This window comes from Peptoclostridium litorale DSM 5388 (assembly GCF_900141635.1).
Taxonomy (GTDB): Bacteria; Bacillota; Clostridia; order Peptostreptococcales; family Peptostreptococcaceae; genus Peptoclostridium; species Peptoclostridium litorale.
Genome location: NZ_FSRH01000001.1, coordinates 234,773 through 249,881, shown reverse-complemented (window position 1 = coordinate 249,881; position 15,109 = coordinate 234,773). Strand labels below are relative to the sequence as shown.

The 15,109-nt window shown below is 42.9% G+C and carries 19 protein-coding genes, 1 pseudogene and 1 riboswitch; of the genes and pseudogenes, 18 read left to right on the top strand and 2 right to left on the bottom strand.

What is annotated here, in order from left to right; all coding sequences use genetic code 11:
• The first annotated feature begins 1 nt into the window (after nt 1).
• The 6 genes from hemA to hemL are packed head-to-tail and all read left to right on the top strand — an operon-like array spanning nt 2 to nt 6,520.
• Nucleotides 2–1,240, top strand: a complete 1,239-nt coding sequence (gene hemA / locus BUQ87_RS01135; protein WP_038260995.1) for a glutamyl-tRNA reductase — start codon at nt 2–4, stop codon at nt 1,238–1,240.
• A gap of 2 nt (nt 1,241–1,242) precedes the next feature.
• The gene (locus BUQ87_RS01130; RefSeq protein ID WP_038260998.1) at nt 1,243–1,827 is read left to right on the top strand and encodes a precorrin-2 dehydrogenase/sirohydrochlorin ferrochelatase family protein; all 585 of its coding nucleotides are present in this window, start codon (nt 1,243–1,245) and stop codon (nt 1,825–1,827) included.
• A complete protein-coding gene (gene hemC, locus BUQ87_RS15505) occupies nt 1,820–2,719 on the top strand; it encodes a hydroxymethylbilane synthase (protein ID WP_038261001.1) in 900 nt (299 codons plus the stop codon). The genes BUQ87_RS01130 and hemC overlap by 8 nt, the downstream gene beginning before the upstream one ends.
• Nucleotides 2,720–2,737: 18 nt before the next feature.
• The gene (cobA, locus tag BUQ87_RS15500) at nt 2,738–4,246 is read left to right on the top strand and encodes a uroporphyrinogen-III C-methyltransferase (protein WP_038261003.1); all 1,509 of its coding nucleotides are present in this window, start codon (nt 2,738–2,740) and stop codon (nt 4,244–4,246) included.
• Between the two features lies 1 nt (nt 4,247).
• Nucleotides 4,248–5,225, top strand: a complete 978-nt coding sequence (hemB, locus tag BUQ87_RS01115) for a porphobilinogen synthase (RefSeq protein WP_038261006.1) — start codon at nt 4,248–4,250, stop codon at nt 5,223–5,225.
• A complete protein-coding gene (gene hemL, locus BUQ87_RS01110; protein ID WP_038261009.1) occupies nt 5,225–6,520 on the top strand; it encodes a glutamate-1-semialdehyde 2,1-aminomutase in 1,296 nt (431 codons plus the stop codon). Before hemB ends, hemL begins: the two co-directional genes overlap by 1 nt.
• A gap of 415 nt (nt 6,521–6,935) precedes the next feature.
• On the opposite strand, the gene sugE is transcribed toward hemL, so the two are convergent.
• Entirely contained in the window at nt 6,936–7,256 is a 321-nt protein-coding gene (gene sugE, locus BUQ87_RS01105; RefSeq protein ID WP_038261013.1) for a quaternary ammonium compound efflux SMR transporter SugE, read from the bottom strand.
• A gap of 61 nt (nt 7,257–7,317) precedes the next feature.
• Nucleotides 7,318–7,417: riboswitch (guanidine-I (ykkC/yxkD leader) on the bottom strand.
• Nucleotides 7,418–7,902: 485 nt separating this feature from the next.
• Between sugE and BUQ87_RS15100 the strand changes: the two genes are divergently transcribed.
• The 9 genes and pseudogenes from BUQ87_RS15100 to BUQ87_RS01060 all read left to right on the top strand — a co-directional run bounded on the left by BUQ87_RS15100 (nt 7,903) and on the right by BUQ87_RS01060 (nt 11,660).
• Nucleotides 7,903–8,064, top strand: a complete 162-nt coding sequence (locus tag BUQ87_RS15100) for a hypothetical protein (protein ID WP_159434247.1) — start codon at nt 7,903–7,905, stop codon at nt 8,062–8,064.
• Nucleotides 8,065–8,249: 185 nt separating this feature from the next.
• A complete protein-coding gene (locus BUQ87_RS01100) occupies nt 8,250–8,435 on the top strand; it encodes a hypothetical protein (RefSeq protein WP_038261016.1) in 186 nt (61 codons plus the stop codon).
• Between the two features lie 53 nt (nt 8,436–8,488).
• Nucleotides 8,489–8,689, top strand: coding sequence for a hypothetical protein (locus tag BUQ87_RS01095; protein ID WP_038261019.1), 201 nt, complete (start codon nt 8,489–8,491; stop codon nt 8,687–8,689).
• A 522-nt stretch (nt 8,690–9,211) separates the two neighbouring features.
• Entirely contained in the window at nt 9,212–9,529 is a 318-nt protein-coding gene (locus BUQ87_RS15380) for a hypothetical protein (RefSeq protein WP_052635839.1), read from the top strand.
• Complete coding sequence (locus tag BUQ87_RS15640; RefSeq protein WP_200774431.1) at nt 9,523–9,687, top strand: hypothetical protein; 165 nt, start codon at nt 9,523–9,525, stop codon at nt 9,685–9,687. The genes BUQ87_RS15380 and BUQ87_RS15640 overlap by 7 nt, the downstream gene beginning before the upstream one ends.
• Complete coding sequence (locus BUQ87_RS15370; protein WP_052635840.1) at nt 9,681–10,373, top strand: NAD(P)/FAD-dependent oxidoreductase; 693 nt, start codon at nt 9,681–9,683, stop codon at nt 10,371–10,373. Before BUQ87_RS15640 ends, BUQ87_RS15370 begins: the two co-directional genes overlap by 7 nt.
• Nucleotides 10,374–10,377: 4 nt before the next feature.
• A complete protein-coding gene (gene istB, locus BUQ87_RS01070) occupies nt 10,378–11,028 on the top strand; it encodes an IS21-like element helper ATPase IstB (RefSeq protein ID WP_077216413.1) in 651 nt (216 codons plus the stop codon).
• A 61-nt stretch (nt 11,029–11,089) separates the two neighbouring features.
• Nucleotides 11,090–11,254, top strand: a pseudogene (locus BUQ87_RS14990) (transposase); the annotation flags it as partial.
• Nucleotides 11,238–11,660: an FAD-binding protein gene (locus tag BUQ87_RS01060; RefSeq protein WP_038261026.1), complete on the top strand. Its 423-nt coding sequence runs from the start codon at nt 11,238–11,240 to the stop codon at nt 11,658–11,660. The pseudogene BUQ87_RS14990 and the gene BUQ87_RS01060, both read left to right, overlap by 17 nt.
• A 99-nt stretch (nt 11,661–11,759) precedes the next feature.
• Here the strand turns inward: BUQ87_RS01060 and BUQ87_RS01055 are convergent, their stop codons facing one another.
• Complete coding sequence (locus BUQ87_RS01055) at nt 11,760–12,227, bottom strand: hypothetical protein (RefSeq protein ID WP_038261029.1); 468 nt, start codon at nt 12,225–12,227, stop codon at nt 11,760–11,762.
• 143 nt (nt 12,228–12,370) lie between these two features.
• On the opposite strand from BUQ87_RS01055, the gene BUQ87_RS01050 reads away from it, so the two are divergent.
• From BUQ87_RS01050 to BUQ87_RS01040, 3 genes are all read left to right on the top strand, one after another.
• Nucleotides 12,371–13,573 carry an acetate/propionate family kinase gene (locus BUQ87_RS01050; RefSeq protein WP_038261033.1) on the top strand — a complete coding sequence of 401 codons (1,203 nt, stop codon included), beginning with the start codon at nt 12,371–12,373 and terminating at the stop codon, nt 13,571–13,573.
• A gap of 22 nt (nt 13,574–13,595) precedes the next feature.
• The gene (locus BUQ87_RS01045) at nt 13,596–13,865 is read left to right on the top strand and encodes a helix-hairpin-helix domain-containing protein (RefSeq protein WP_038261037.1); all 270 of its coding nucleotides are present in this window, start codon (nt 13,596–13,598) and stop codon (nt 13,863–13,865) included.
• A gap of 292 nt (nt 13,866–14,157) precedes the next feature.
• Nucleotides 14,158–15,102: an alpha/beta hydrolase gene (locus BUQ87_RS01040; RefSeq protein ID WP_038261039.1), complete on the top strand. Its 945-nt coding sequence runs from the start codon at nt 14,158–14,160 to the stop codon at nt 15,100–15,102.
• Nucleotides 15,103–15,109: the final 7 nt, after the last annotated feature.

The following is a 15,109-nucleotide window of genomic DNA, read 5'->3' as shown; positions in this document are numbered from 1 at the left end:
TATGAATATTGGAGTTGTAGGACTTAGCTATAAGACGGCAAAATACGAAATCAGGGAAAATGCCTTTTTCACCGCGAGAAGGAAAAGGGATATGGCAAACAGCCTGATGGAGCTTGGAGCCAAGGGCGTAGTCATACTTTCCACGTGCAACAGAAGCGAAATATATTTTTCATTTGACGAAAACATTACCCGTATTGACGACGTGGTATCACTCTACTGTAAAAAGCTGGATATACAGGATGAAAAATATGTCTATTCTCGCAGCTCAAAAGACGCAGCAAGACACCTTTTCATGGTAGCATCTGGGCTTGATTCGCTTGTAATAGGCGAAGACCAGATACTCTGCCAGGTCAGGGAGGCTCTTGACTTTTCACTTGAAGCGGGATACGGAGAAAAAGCTATGAACAGGCTGTTCATGGAGGCAATAGCGTGTGCAAGGCATGTAAAAAGGGAGCTGAAAATTTCAGAGCACCCCATTTCGACTGCGTACGTGGGGGTTAAATTCATAAAAAACGAAACAGGCGGAATAAATGGCAAAAACGCAATGGTCATAGGTCTTGGCAATATAGGAAAGCTTTGCATAGACTACCTTGTAGAAGAAGGCGCAAAAGAGGTATTTGCAGTGGGAAGAAGGGGAAAAGACTACGCCGTAGGCAGGTACGGCAATGTCCATATGACAGACTACGAGCACAGATATGAAAGGCTCAAGGACTGCGAAGTTCTCATATGCGCAACTTCGGCGCCACACGCGATCATAACTAAAGAGGCCGTTTTAAAGACTGAAAAGGAGCTTTTCATACTCGACATGGCAGTGCCAAGGGACGTAGAGGCGCAGGTTGGAGAAATTGAAAATGTAAGGCTTAGGCTGATAGACGACATAGAAAAGATACTCGAACACAACGAGCAAAGGAGGGAGAGGCTTTCGATAAGGGCATTTGAAATTGTAAACGAAAGGCTCAGCGAGTTCACGCGCTGGCTTGAGCTTTCGAAGTTCGATCCCATAATATCCGCGCTAAACCAAAAGTGCGAGGAAGTTAAAAATGAGGCGCTATCAAGCATACGAAGCAAAATGGACCTTAGCCCAAAGCAGTATGAAATGCTGGAGAGGACTGTCAAATCATCCCTTAAGAAGATTTTGAAAGAACCAATTTCAAATCTAAAGAGCAAGGAGGAGGGCTTCGACGCCAAAGGCTATGCGCTTGTGCTCGAGGACATATTCCTCAAGAGGGCGGCAGACTAGTGATGATGCCAATAAACATAGATGTTGCGAATAAAAAAGTCGCAGTAATAGGCGGAGGGGGCATAGCTCTAAGGAAGGTAAAAAGGCTTTTGGAATTTTCGGCCCATGTGGTTGTGATAAGCCCAGAGCTTTGCGAAGGCTTCACGCCCATAATTGAAAACATAAAGCACATAAAGGGAGTGTACTCAAAAGAGCATATAATAGGCTGCTTCATGGCCATAGCGGCTTCAAGCTCAAAAGACGTGAACGAAAAGGCATGTAATGACTGTCGGGAGATGGGCATACTTTGCTCAAGGAGCGATATATCGGATGAAGGCGATTTTACAATGCCTGCTGTGCTTAAAAGGGAGAGCCTTGTGATAGGCGTTTCGACATGCGGATGCAGCCCTGCCCTTAGCGCCAGGATAATACGAGAGCTTAAGGAGAAGTATACTAAGGAGTATGGAGAGCATGTGGCGCTTCTTGGAAGGGCCAGAAAAGCACTGCTGCAAACAATGGAAGACAATGCTCAGAGGAAAAAGCTTCTTAGGGATATTATAGATATGGAAAAAGAAGAGATAATGGAGGTGATTTCAAAATATGAGTAGAAAGACTATAGTGGTCGGGACACGCGGCAGCGCTCTTGCACTCACGCAGACGGATTGGGTGATAGCGAGGATGAAGGAAAAGGCTCCTGATTTGGATTTTGAGGTCAAGGTCATAAAGACAAAGGGAGACAAGATACTCGATGTGGCACTCGACAAGATAGGCGACAAGGGACTGTTTGTAAAGGAGATAGAAAAGGAGCTGCTTTCCGGAGAAATAGACATGGCAGTTCACAGCATGAAGGATATGCCGTCAGAGCAGCCTGAGGGACTTGTAATAGCGCCTCCACCTGAAAGGGAGGATCCGAGAGACGTCATGATATTTCGAGAAGGCATAAGCTGCATAGACGAGATACCACAGGGAGGAAAGGTCGGAACGGGAAGCAAGAGGAGAAAATACCAGCTTCTTTCCAAAAGAGAGGACATAGAGGCGGTTCCCATAAGGGGAAACATACAGACCAGGATCAAAAAGATAGAGGAGCTTGGACTTGACGCAGTAATACTTGCGGCTGCTGGAATAAAGAGGATGAAAATGGAAGGACTCAATATCCAGCATCTGGAGCCGGAGGAATTCGTGCCTGCGCCTGCACAGGGAATGCTCGCCATAGAGATAAGAAGAGACGACGAGCTCATAATGAATATTGCAAAGAGGATGTCCGACGGGACCGCTACGATTCAGGCAAGGGCGGAAAGAGCGTTTTTAAGAGAGTCAGGCGGAGGATGTCACATGCCGACGGGGGCATACTGCAGCGTATTGGAAGACGGCATGCAGATGACAGCGTTGATGGGAGATGAAGACGGAAGCTCTCTTGTCAAAAAGAGCATAAGCGGCAAGTTTGGGGAAGAGGAAATAATGGCCAAAAGGCTTGCAACGCAGATGAAAAAAGAGCTGTAAAGAAGGAGCTGAAAACATATGAATGGCAGAGTATACCTTGTTGGAGCGGGTCCGGGAGACTACGGGCTCATAACGGTAAAAGGGCTTGAGCTTTTGAAAAATGCCGACGTTTTGGTTTACGACAGGCTTGCAAACAGCGAGTATATAGGCGAGACAAAGCCAGGATGCGAGCTGATATACGTAGGCAAGGCGTCTGCAGACCATACGATGAGCCAGGAAGATATAAACAGGACGCTAGAGAAGAAGGCCAAAGAGGGGAAAATGGTCGTAAGGCTCAAGGGAGGAGACCCATATGTGTTCGGAAGAGGGGGAGAAGAGGGCATTCACCTCAGGGGAAATGGAATAGAGTTCGAAGTAGTTCCGGGAGTCACATCTGCAATAGGCGGGCTTGCATACGCTGGAATTCCAATAACCCATAGGGGAATAGCCACGTCGCTTCACGTGATAACTGGCCATAAAAAGGAAGGGGACCTGGATCTGGAGTGGGACGCTCTGGCAAACGTAAGGGGAACCCTTGTATTTTTGATGGGGGTCAAAAACCTGGAGAGGATATGCAAAAACCTGATAGCATGCGGCAAAGAGCCTTCCACTCCAGCTGCAATAGTGAGCAAGGCGAGCACAAGCCTTCAAAGCACAATAACGGGGACTCTGGAGGACATATGCGAAAAGGCAGTCCAAAACGACGTGCGCCCTCCAAGTCTCATAGTAATAGGCGAGGTTGTGAGCCTTCGGGAGGAACTTTCATTTTTTGAGGAAAGGCCGCTGTTTGGAAAGAACATAGTGATAACCAGGGCAAGAAGCCAGGCGTCGGCGCTTTGCAAAAGGCTCCAGGAGCTTGGGGCAAGCGTTATCCAAATGCCTGCAATAGAGATACAAAAGATAATGCCTGATGCAGGGCTTTCAAGGGCTGTAGACGAGATATCGAAATACACTTGCCTTGTGTTCACAAGCACAAACGGAGTAGAGGTGTTCTTTGAAAAGCTCTACGAAAAGGGACTCGATTCAAGAAGCCTTCATGGCGCAAAGATTGCGGCGATAGGTGATGCAACGCAGAGGGAGATTTTAAAGCACGGAATAAGGGCGGATATAGTGCCTGAAAGATTCGTGAGCGAATCGCTTGCTGAGGAGCTTTCAAAAGTCCTTAATGAAGATGACAGGGTGCTCCTGGCAAGGGCCAGGGGAGCGAGAGCGCTTCTCAAGGAAGAACTGGACAAGATATGTAAAGTGGACGAGGTCGCGACATACGAGGCTGTTATTCCTAAAGAGCAAAGCGACGCAAACAGGCAGATTATGCAGAGTAAAGAGTTCGACTATATAACATTCACAAGCTCTTCGACCGTGACGAATTTCATATCGATGATAGGCAGCGACAACATGCATGTCTTGGATGGCATGAAAAAGATCTCGATAGGACCTGTGACGTCAAAAACTGCAAAGAGCGAGGGAATAGACATAGACATAGAGGCAGATGAATACAACATAGACGGAATAGTGAAAGCCATACTTGAAGACGCAGGGAGGAATTAAAGTGTTTCCAGCAAGAAGACAGAGAAGACTTAGAGAAAATGAGCTCATAAGAAGCCTTGTCAGAGAGACAAGGGTAAATATAGATGACCTTGTATATCCGCTTTTCGTGGTGGAAGGAGAGGGGATCAAAAAGGAGATAGGGGCGCTTCCGGAAAACTACCATTTTTCGGTGGACATGCTTGAAGAAGAGATAAATGAGCTTGAGAGGCTTGGAATAAGGCACGTACTGCTTTTCGGAGTTCCAGGACGCAAAGACTCTGTGGGAAGTGAGGCGTACAGTGAAAACGGAATAGTCCAAAGGGCTGTAAGGAAGATAAAAAGCCTCAAAAGGGAAATATTCGTGATGACTGACATATGCATGTGCCAGTACACAGACCACGGCCACTGTGGCATACTTTCGGAGTCCGGCTATGTCAAAAACGACGAGACTTTGGTATATCTTTCAAAGATAGCACTAAGCCACGCACGTGCAGGAGCAGACATGGTTGCGCCTTCGGACATGATGGACGGAAGGGTTCAGGCGATAAGAGGGGCTCTTGACGGCGAAGGCTTTGAAAGGGTATCCATAATGTCATATTCCGCCAAGTATTCATCGGCGTTTTACGGCCCTTTCAGGGATGCAGCAGGATCAGCTCCGTCATTTGGAGACAGGAAGTCATACCAGATGGACCCTGCAAACACAAACGAGGCTCTCATAGAGGCCGAGATGGACCTTAATGAGGGTGCGGACATAATAATGGTAAAACCTGCGCTTTCATACCTGGACGTGATAAGAAGGATGAGGGACAATTTCAACGCTCCAATAGCCGCATACAATGTGAGCGGAGAGTACACTATGCTTAAAATGGCAGTTGAGAGCGGCGTGCTTGGGCAGGATGCAATAATGGAGTCGGTGCTTTCCATAAAGAGGGCAGGCGCGGACATAATAATAACCTATTTTGCCAAGGACATAGCTAAAATGCTCAAGGGGGAGATGTAATGGACAACAAGATTTCAAAGGGACTTTACGAAGAGGCTAAAAAATATATACCCGGCGGAGTGAACAGCCCAGTCAGAGCTTTCAAATCCGTAGGACTTGACCCGATATTCATAGAAAGGGCAAAGGGAAGCAGGATATACGACGTTGACGGAAACTCATACATCGACTACGTATGCTCCTGGGGGCCCCTTATACTGGGACATGCTAACGACGACGTTATAGGCGGAATAGAGGAAGTTGTAAGGCGGGGAACAAGCTACGGTGTGCCATCTCCTGTGGAGGTCGACATGGCAAAGCTAATAGTAGAGGCTTTCCCGTCTGTTGACATGGTAAGGATGGTAAACTCGGGAACAGAGGCGACAATGAGCGCACTTAGGCTTGCGAGGGCATACACAAGCAGGAAAAAGATTATAAAGTTCGAAGGCTGCTACCACGGCCACTCCGACTCGCTTCTTGTAAAGGCGGGCTCCGGGGCAATGACATTCGGTGTTCCTACGAGCCCTGGAGTTCCTGAGGACATAGTCAAAAACACAATAGTTTGCACATATAACGACATGGACTCCGTAAAAAAGGCTTTCGAGGACAACAAGGGCGATGTTGCCGCTGTAATATTCGAGCCTGTTGCAGGAAACATGGGTGTTGTAATTCCGGAAGCCGGATTCATAAAGGGACTTAGAGAGATTACAAGGGAAGAAGGCGCACTTTTAATATCCGACGAGGTAATAACGGGCTTCAGGCTTTCATACGGAGGCGCTCAGGAAGTTTTCGGATTTGAAGCCGACATAACTTGCTTTGGAAAGATAATAGGTGCAGGGCTTCCAGTAGGTGCCTACGGAGGCAGAAGGGATATAATGGAGAATCTTTCTCCAATTGGGCCTGTATACCAGGCCGGAACTCTTTCTGGAAACCCTCTTGCAATGCACATGGGATGCAAGAATCTGAATATGCTAAAGAACAACCCTGGCATATACGAGGGCATAGAAAAGATGGCAATCCAGATCGAAGAAGGTCTTAACGCCATAATCGATGAGCTTAGGATAGACGCATGCGTGAACAGGATAAAGGGTATGCTTTGTCTTTTCTTTGCTAAGGGTCCAGTAAAGACTTACGACGACGTCATGAGATGTGACACCGAGAAGTACTCCGTGTTTTTCAGGGAGATGCTGAATGCCGGAATACTCATGCCTCCAGCCCAGTTTGAGGGATGGTTCCTTTCAAGTGCGCACAGCGACGAGGACATCGAGTATACTCTTGTAGAGTGTAAAAAGGCGCTTAAAAAGGCTTTTGGGAAGTAAAAGACTGAAATAGAAAGACATTCAAGATATAAAAATTAGACCTCTGGAGGGATGAACGTCTGTAAGTCTTGCGTTTTGAGTCTTCTACGTATCTGATTCGGCAGCATCGCCGGGAATCGTTTGAAACCCGCTTTGCTCAAACAGTCAAATGTTCCTTTGGTTTCATCGCCGCATTTCGAGTTAGAAGATTTGCAAAACAGCGGGTAATATCCTTCATGGATATTACCGCTGTTTTTTATTGGAAACTAATTTGAATATACCGGAAGCTGGATGGCATGAAATGCAAAAAAAATGGTAGGTGCAAGACTGAAAAAGCCGAAAGAGACTCTTCTGAATATAGGCAAAGGTAAATATGTAAGACCCCTGACTGTAAAAGAACTTTCAGTGACTTTACAAGATCTCCATAAAAAGTCAATTAATGTGGGGATACCAACTTCAATCCTGCTATTCCTGCTATTATAAATCCGATACAGATTAACTGGATAGTATCCATTGGTTCTTTGAAAAATACTATTCCAAAAATTATAGTGCCTACCGTTCCAATTCCTGTCCAAATTGCGTATGCAGTCCCTAATGGAAGATTTTTTAGAGCCAATGATAGAAAATAAAAACTTGCTATCATGCCTAATATTGTAAATATACTAGGTACAAGGTTTGTAAATCCTTTCGAATACTTCAAACCTATAGCCCAGCACACCTCAAAAAGTCCTGCTATAACTAAAAATAACCATTGCATAATCATCACTCCTTTTTTAATATATGAAAAATAAAAAAAGCCGAGTATGATATTATAAAATATCTCCCAGGCTTTTATCCTTCCGTGTACACAGCAAAACTATGCGTTTTATCTTGGACCAGACCAGTTATTTAAACTACGGAACCCTATAAAACTTTAACATGTATATATTTTGTTTGTTTTTTAAATGATAGCAAAAGGCATTAAGATAGTCAATATCCACTCTTAGTTTTGTAATATATTAACGGTCTGCTCCATCATTCTGATCAAGGCAGCTAGTACTGCAGCTGCGATTATCAAGCAAAACTTCGCAGTTATAAAATGATTCAGAGCATGAGACGTAAAGGCAATTATGCCCCTGCAGAAAGTTTATTTAGTGCGCCAAAATCCGAAAGAGTTGGCCTGCGAGAAAAGGTCAAAAAAGATATAGCCAAAGCAAGGACCTTATTGTACATTCTAGTTCAGCTCGCTCAGATACCACAGTAGCAGATATTAAGCACAGACGACATACCTAGGCTTAATACATTTGAAGCGCATTAAAATTATTGTATAATATATAACGGGAAGTTGTGTTATAGAGTATTCATTAAATTGGAATCAATGTTATAGCTAAGGCTTATAGCAGAACGAGGGAGGTGATTAGTATATGAACTTAGAACATGTCAAAGGAACTCCATTTGATTATAGTGATGATAAAATAACTGTTTACTTTGAAGTAGCGGATAAACAAAGTGCGCAAGATGTTGTGAAAAATATATCTTTTATAGATGGTGCTACAGATTTAGACTATGGATTTGAAGTGGTATGATGTAAATATATTTACTAAATTCTCGATGAATTATCATTCATAAGATCAGTTGCAATTTATTACAGGGTTTTGGTATGTGGGTAATATATAGAATTATCTGTCTATTTGCCCGAGAGGGAAGAAAGCGCTTGCTATTAAAATAAAACGTGCAAGGTGGGATTGCTTATGAGGGCTAAACATCTGTATTGGAAGCTTACATTGTAAAAGAATATATTGACCATGCGGGAGAGGCAAGCAAAAGCGGCATTGCCGTAATTGAAGACCTGAAGTTCAAATTCAAGGACAATGTAGAGATCACAAAGGACATTGTGGAGAATGTCTGCGGCTTGTCAAAGCAGTCCCTGCTCATTGATGAAATATCAATACAATAACTGAAATAGCCAGCAAGACAAACCTGCTGGCGCTGAACGCAAGCATACAGAAGATGAACGACGAAAAGACAAAAATGATGAAGTCAATAGAGAGCATATCGGATATAACCCATGAGTCGGTGGCTTCCACTGAGGAGGTAAGTGCAAGTGCCCAGCAGCAATTGGCGGGAATAAACAAGGTGTCTGTAATGGCAAATGAATTGAAAGCGTCTGCAAAGACTCTAAAGGATGAGGTTGTGAAATTTAAGATTTGAAAATATGTCAAACTGAAAAATGTATTGTGAGAAAAGGCGCATAAAATCCAGTTTCTTATCATGGATTTTATGCGCCTTTTTTTATAATGAGATTTTAACAGGCATCAACGGAGGCTTAGAATCGATTTAGAGACTCACTTTGGCAAATTGCTGTCTTTTTCTGTTGAGAGAATATTTGAAGTCAACGGCTTGTATAGGCGGATTTGTCGCAGCCAATGAAAAATATTGTTCGCTGCTGAAGTGGTCCGACCCATACGTTTTCCAAGCATGTATTACCCCGGCAGATGCTTCGGTTGTACTTTCATGCCTTGAAGAAATCGAGCAGAACCCGTGGATGTTAAGAGAGCTTCACGAAAAAAAGCAATATATGAGGGAATTGCTCCCAAATGTATTCATGATTATCCCACTTCCTATAAAAGAACTATTTATGACAATAGTCAAAAAACGTTGTCTTATGTAATGACAAAATATAAAATGCATATAGAAGTTAAGAAAACGATTGTATTACTAGGGAGGTAGGACATGAGCAATAAAACAAAAATTGTGCTTCTTGGCGCAGGGGATGGGGGCTTATTGACAGCAAAAAAGCTGGCGAACAAATTTAAAAATGACAATCAAGTGGAGATTAGCCTTATTGACAAAAAACCGTACCATACAATGCGTACAGAGCTTCATGAGGTAGTGGCCGAGAGAGTTTCGGAAGATTCTATCAGAATCAATTTAAAGAAAGTATTTGCTGGAAGAAAGGTAAACGTTGTACTCGATAAAATAAATGACATCGACTTCAATGGCAAGGTGTTAAAATCGGAAAAAATGAATATGAATACGACTACTTGGTAATAGGCACGGGATCTCAGCCAACTTCCTTTGGAATTCCAGGGGCAGAGGAACATGCCCACAAGCTATGGGATTTTGATGATGCCGTAAATCTGAAAGAACATATTCTCCATATGTTCAGGGAGGCAGTAAAAGATAAAGAAAAAAGAAAAAAATGCTGACTTTTGTTGTAGTAGGCGGAGGCTTTACGGGCATAGAGATGATTGGCGAACTGGCGGAATGGAAAGACAGATTGTGCGAGGACTTTTATGTGGATAGGGAAGAGGTAACACTGTATGTTGCAGATGCAATGCCTAAGATTTTGCCAATACTGCCTGACAATCTAATAAAAAAAGCTGAAAACTATCTTCGTAAATTGGGAGTCAAAATTATAACGGGAGCGGGAATTACAGAGGTTTCCAAGGACGCAGTCATACTAGGGGAAAAGGGCAGAATTGAAACCCATACAGTAATTTGGGCAGCTGGAGTTGAAGGCTCTGAAATTCTTGACGACATGGATATTAAACAACAGGGAAGGAAAAGAATAGTCACTAATGACAAACTTCAAGCAATAGATCATGAAAATGTCTATGCTGTCGGTGACAATATATTCTATATTCCAGATGGGCAAGAAAGACCTGTTCCCCAAATGGTTGAAAATGCAGAGCACTCTGCACCGCTAATTGCCCATAACATATATGCTGACATAAAGAGCAGGCAGAAGAAATCATATAAGCCAACTTTCCACGGATGCATGGTATGTATTGGCGGAAGATATGGGGTTGCCAATCTTGGATCACCAGGAAAATTTGTTGGGATATCTGGCTTCTTGGCGTTATTTATGAAGCACTTTCTACAACGGTTATAAAGACATTCAGGCCGATACAAATGAAGAATTCTTACTAAAACTACTTCAGGCCGAGGTTGTGAATCGTGAAATAATAAGGAAAAAGAGACTTTTAAAAAACGCAGAATTTGATGTGATTAAAACATTCCAAGACTACAGTTTTGACAACATTGAAATTCCAAAATCAATTAGCATTGAAACAATTCAAAAGGCTAGCTTTATAGGAAATAAGGAAAATCTTATTCTATATGGAGCTGTAGGCACTGGAAAGACTCATATGGCGACAGCCATCGGAGTACAGGCTTGTAATCAAGGAAAAGAAGTGAAATTTATTCGAACGGCATCATTAGTAAATCAGCTTTCGGAAGCAAAAGCTTCCGGAAGTTTAAAGAAATACATCAAAAAAATCCAAAATTGCGAGCTTCTTATATTTGATGAATGGGGGTATGTTCCCTTTGAAAAAGAAGGCGCGCAACTGCTGTTGCAAATTATTTCAGAGTGCTATGAAAAGCGAAGTGTTATAATAACAACAAATTTGCAGTTTAGCCAGTGGAATGGAATATTTTATGATGAGAAAATGACCAGCGCTATCATAGACAGATTGATACATCATAGTCATTTACTTATATTTGACGGACCCAGCTATCGCTTAAAACACTCTACTATTAATTGTTAAATTTGGAAACCGGGGTGCTATAAAAATAAACTTCCGGAATGCTACAAAACTTACTTGCCAAAAACAAGATTTAGATGCTGTGAAAAATTCAATTATATACGACTACAATAATGGACTTGCAGAAGGAAGTGTAAACAAGTTAAAAGTAATTAAAAGAATAATGTATGGGCGTAATAATTTCGAAATGCTAAGAGCGAAAGTTTTAAAACTTGAACAAAGAAAATGATTCAACTAACTTTGGAAAGAACCAAAAAACAGGTATTAATCCAGACGGGTTAAAGGAAACTATGGAAAGCTACAATTTAGCTTGTCAATCCCAAGATAAAGAATTTAATAAGAGCCGTAAGTATTTAAAATCAATTAATGGGCCACGCTATTATGCATTAAAATTCGCTCCGAGTGCCTATGGAAGCTTAGGTGGCATAAAAATCAATCATAAAACTGAAGTAGTAGATATTCAAGGTAATGTTATTGAAGGACTATATGCAGCTGGATCAGATGCAAATTCTATTTGCGACCCAGATTATGTATTTGTGCTACCGGGCAATACCCTTGGATTTGCAGTTAATAGCGGACGCATGGCTGGAAAGAATGCCGTAGAATTCATAAAGACTGCATTTGTTGAAGAGTAAAAGTGCTTATTAAATAAAAGTGACGTAAGTTAATAAGATTGTATAATAAACGGCATATTCTAGAGTTTGAAATTGAAAAAAGGGGCTGATTTGAAAAAATCAGCCCCTTTTTTTGGCTAGCTCAAGCATGTCTTCATATTCGGCATAGGTATGCTCCTTTATATATTCAAACAGATACCTGCTGAGAGACGCCAGGCTGCCAATGTCCATTGATTCAGGGAGAACATGTCTTTTGTAGTAGTGGACTATGCCATCGTATAAAACCTGCTGTCTCATGTTTTCCTCCAAAGCAGAATTGTACATGCTATCCTCTTGGAGATCATAATCGCTGCAGATTGCATACCTTGCTGAATCCTGAGCCTCCCTTGTCAATGTGAAAAAGATTTTGCTCAATGAGTCTGTCACTGAATGAGCCCTGTAGAAGAGAGAGTCATTTTCGTAGGTTTTTTCGTACTCGATCAGAAGCTTTATCACTTCAGGGAGTTCTGTCCTAAGATTAAAATCAGCTATTGTCTCAAGCTTATCCAGTCTGCTGATGATTTCCTCGTCAGTTAAAACACCATACATAGTCATCACACTCCTTTGATAGCCTGAACTTAGAAAATTTAATTCCATATATATAAGTATATACCCCGATTAATGCGCTCATAGACTATATGATTCCATAATTGTATGGAGGGTAATAATAATCAAGAAGGGGGTGGCATACCATGAAGATTCTCGTTGTGAACGTAGGAAGCTCTTCTATAAAATATAGATTGTTCAATATGGAAGATGAAACTATAATTTGCAAGGGCTTGCTGGACAGGATAGGCATACCCGGCACTGTACTTGAATACAAAATGACTGGCAGGGACCGGGTTAATATAAAAAAAGACATTGAAGATCATGCCACGGGCATGAAAATGATATTAGAAAGCCTGACCCATACTGAGAGCGGATGCATTTCAAGTTTGGATGAAATCGAGGCAATAGGTCACAGGGTGGTGCATGGAGGTGAGCATTTTACAGAATCAGTAGTGATTAGCGATGAAGTAATAAGAGTTATAAGCGGCTGTTGTGATATCGCGCCCCTACATAATCCGCCCAATGTAGTGGGAATAAATGTATGCCAAGAGCTGATGCCTGGAATTGAACATGTAGCAGTTTTTGACACGGCATTTCACCAAACTATGAGCCCGGAGCATTATATTTATGCACTCCCTTATGAGGTCTATGAAGAGTTCAAGGTGAGGAGATATGGATTCCATGGCATTTCTCACGATTATGTTTCTCACAGGGCGGCCGAGCTGCTTGGAAAAACTTATGAACAGTGTAAAATAATTTCTATCCACCTGGGCAACGGGGCCAGCATGGCAGCTATCAAGAACGGTAAGACAATTGACACATCAATGGGATTCACCCCGCTCGAAGGTCTGGTCATGGGCACCCGTTGTGGAGATATTGACCCGGCAATTGTCTATTTTATTATGGACAAACTGAATCTTGACGCTAAAGAGGCGGACAATTACTTTAACAAACAGACGGGCCTGTTGGGATTGTCAGGCATATCTAGTGATATGCGAGATGTCATGGATGCCGCAAATTCAGGTGATGAAAGAGCCCGGTTGGCACTTGATATTTACTGCCTCAGGGTGAAGGGTTATATAGGCAACTATATGGCTAAATTGAACGGCTGCGACTGTCTGGTATTTACAGCTGGAGTAGGTGAAAATGGGTGTGAGATACGCGAAAAAATATGCCAAGACCTGGATGGATTGGGGATTGAGATTGATGTTGAACAGAACAGGGTTAGGGGCATGGAGGCTGACATATCTGCTGTAGATTCCAATATTAAAATACTAGTGATTCCGACGAATGAAGAATTGGTTATTGCACGCGAAACATTTAGATTGCTTAAGCAGTCTTTATAAACAGCTTTAAGAGGTGGGGAGAATGGACAAAAATAAAAGTAAAAATACTGACTTGGAATCAGTTCCAGGAGTAGGCAAAAACATAGCCCAGGATTTAAGGGACATGGGCATCAATCGGGTTGATGAACTCAAGGGCCAGGATCCGGAGGATATGTATGCAAGACTTACTATATTGAGGGGACGGCACATAGACCGCTGCATGCTTTATGTATTCAGGTGTGCGGTTTATTATGCTTCGAATGACAAACACGATCCGGAGCTTCTTAAATGGTGGAATTGGAAGGACATATAGTGAAATTCAGTTTTGAAATGCAAAAAAGAGTGTTGAAGTTGCCCTATGGCAAGCTCACCGCTCTTTTTTGTTTTGTTTGGAACTGTACAAAAGGCATTGAACAAAATGGCCCTTTGAAATCGCTTCGTTAGATAACCCCATTTCCAGCCGGTTTGAAATTTATCATATATGCTTAATGTTATATCAATGATACATGCGGGTATGTGCTATAATCTTTTCATAATAGATATAGGGTTCATAATACAAGACGTTGCGCGCATGCACACTTTTAAGGACAAGAGGGAGACAATTAATGGAATGCAAGGAGTTTACGTTTCAATCGATAGATGGAACTACAATTCATGCCAGAAAGTGGCTGCCTGAAGGAGATTTAAAGCAAAGGGCGGCGGTCCAGATCTCCCATGGCATGGCCGAGCATTCGGGCAGGTATGAAGGCTTTGCCAAGTTCCTCACAAAGCAGGGGCTTGCAGTGTATGCAAATGACCATAGGGGGCATGGCAAAACAGCTGGGGAGCTTGAGCAAATAGGGTATCTGGCGGACGAGAATGGCTGGGGATTGGCGGTCGAGGATATGCATGGGCTTACAGATATAATAAAAAAAGAGTGTCCGGGCACGCCTGTAATACTTTTAGGACATAGCATGGGCTCTCTGCTTTCGAGGGCATATGCCCAAGAATACGGCGGGGATATTGACGGGCTCATGCTTAGCGGCACGTCGGGCGACCGTAGGCTGCTTATTGATTTGGGGATTCTGGCGTCGAATATGGAAATCATAAGAATAGGAAGGCGCGGCAGGAGCAAGCTTATGGACAGGCTCCTGTTTGGAAGTTTTAACAGGCGCTTCAAGCCAAACAGGACAAGATTCGACTGGCTGAGCAGGGATGATGATAAGGTAGACGAGTATGTGGAAGACAAATTTTGCGGTGAGGTCTTTACGGCCGGGTTTTACTGTGACTTTCTAAAGGGGATAAAAAAGCTCAGCCGTGTGGAGAATATGAAAAAAACGCCAACGGGCCTGCCTATATATATCTTTTCAGGCGAGAAAGATCCCGTTGGAAGGAACACAAAGGGGGTTTTACGGATTTGCAGCGACTATAAAAAAATCGGCATTGAAGACGTGAGCTGCAGGATTTACGAGGGGGCAAGGCATGAGATGCTGAATGAAACCAACAGGGAAGAGGTGTACGGGGGGATAATTGACTGGATAAAAGCAGAGGGGTTTTGCGGGTCGCAGTAGATACAAA